The sequence below is a fragment of the Mesobacillus sp. genome (genome assembly GCF_049588175.1).
In the GTDB taxonomy this organism is placed as follows: domain Bacteria; phylum Bacillota; class Bacilli; order Bacillales; family Cytobacillaceae; genus Mesobacillus.
Genome location: NZ_JBAVFI010000261.1, coordinates 1 through 1,984, shown reverse-complemented (window position 1 = coordinate 1,984; position 1,984 = coordinate 1). Strand labels below are relative to the sequence as shown.

At 43.3% G+C, this 1,984-nt stretch carries 1 protein-coding gene and 1 pseudogene; both read right to left on the bottom strand.

The features are described from left to right. Positions 1-254 (bottom strand): annotated as a pseudogene (locus tag WB217_RS06385) (hypothetical protein); the annotation flags it as partial. Then, positions 247-1,984 (bottom strand): DEAD/DEAH box helicase (locus WB217_RS06380; RefSeq protein ID WP_423991735.1); only part of this gene is annotated, 1,738 nt, incomplete at its 5' end. The pseudogene WB217_RS06385 and the gene WB217_RS06380, both read right to left, overlap by 8 nt.

Below are 1,984 nucleotides of genomic sequence, written 5' to 3'. Positions count from 1 at the left end.
ATTTTCTTCAGTAAATCTTCAATGAACAGCTCCTCGACCAGCAGCAGTTGAGCTAAATTGGCTGCGCGATGGATTTGGGCCTTATCAATAGTGAGCAGCATCATTTTCATGAGAATGTCCATTTTAGAACGTTTTACACGATTAAACGCCACAGTATAAATGGTCATCGGGAATTGCCAGATAACCGCTTTCTTGATTTGGACAGCTGGATTTTTAAGTAAATTCGCATGTAGCTGCTTTTTTAATTTATCCATTCATACCCACCTCTTCAAGGGTTCGCAATCCACCTTGCTTTTTGGCAGTTTCAAAAACGTGAGTATACATTTTTCTTGCATCCCTATGTTTCGTCCGCTCGGTGAACATCTTCGTGCTGCCAACCATCACAAGCAGCTCTCTTGCTCTCGACAATGCCACATTCAGCCTGCGATAGTCTTTGGCAAACCCGATATCATCCTGCTTATTATCATGATTACGCACCATACTTAACAGAATCACATCCATCTCCATGCCCTGGAATCTGTCCACTGTCCCTGTGCGGATGGTTAAGTGGGGCAAATGCAACTCCTGTTGAAGCATGCGGTCGATCCTTTTCACTTGTTCTCCGTAAAAACTAATAACTCCAATGCTTTTTTTCTCATTGGTTTCCATTCTTCCAGCTCGCTTTGCCTCAGCACTTGCATCATCCAATTCCTTCAGCAATTCGCCAATCCTTTTCAATTCAGCCGGATTGTACAGGCTTTTTCCGCCTTTCATTCTTTCTTCGAAAAATAAAGGCTCGTTCGGCATATCGAGCCAAAGGAGATGATTGTTCCGCTGGATGTGCATTGATGCCAGCTTGTGGTCACGATCCATATCGGAGTCGATTAAGCCACATTGGAGCTGTTCGTTTTCTTGCATATAAAATGGCGTTATCGTTTCCATAATGTTTTCATGCATCCGATATTGAATAGCAAGCATCGTTTTATTGTTTTTCGGCAAGTTTTTAAACAATCGCTCAAACAGCGACTCATTTAATAGCTTTTTAAGTTCAGCTTTTCCTTCAAAGTCTTCACTTTCTTCCGCCATTTCCTGCAGCGTTTCCTCCAGTGTATCGTTCCCCAAAAGAGGCGGCAGTTGATGATGGTCGCCGACCAGAATGATTTTTTTCCCTTTCAGCATCGGCAAAAGGAGCTCCGGCGGGGTTGCTTTTGATACTTCGTCAATAATGACAACGTCAAAAATCGGGTAGCTTTCAATGAAATCTTTGCGGGCGGAGGCAACACATGTTGTTCCAATTACATTTGCATGCTTCACATAAAGCTTTCGGATTTCATTCAGGTCATGGTCATTTGCTTCTTTTAGCAAGGACTGCCACATTCCCTGGACTTCCTGGAACAGCGGTAGTCCCTGCTTTTCCTGTTTCAACGACTCCCGCGTAAAAGAAACGCTCGCCAGCTTCTTTAATACCTCTTCGTGCTCCTTTTCAGGCTCTAAAGAAAGGATTTCATTTAGTGGCGCTTGTTCAGCTACTTTTTCTTTCATTATGCTGGAGAGATTTGCAAGACTGACTCCGATTTCGGTTTGTTTCTGCTTTGCTTCCTGCAGCTGGAGAGATTCTTGTTCCCGTTTTTGGCGATTCATTTTAACCCGCAGCTCGGCTTGCCCATATTGCTCTATCTTGGTTTGCAGTTCAAACGCTTTGGCTTCTTTTTCATGAAGCAATTCCTTTGCATTTGGAATCATTACTGCTGAGACTATCTTTTGTGCGTGCTGGTTTTGCAGGAAAGTAAGCTTGGCAGTCTGTTCGTTCATCTCTCTCTGATACTTTTGTTGCATCATCTTGGTTTCATCGAGAATAGGCTGAAGCTGGCCGATCAGTTCCTGTTTCAAATGCAGAAGTGCTTCTTGTGCCAATTTTTTATCTGTATCATTCAGTTTTAGCATGGCCGCTTTTTGCCAAAGGAAATGTCTCCGGCCATATAGCCCCTTAAGAAATGTTTCAAGC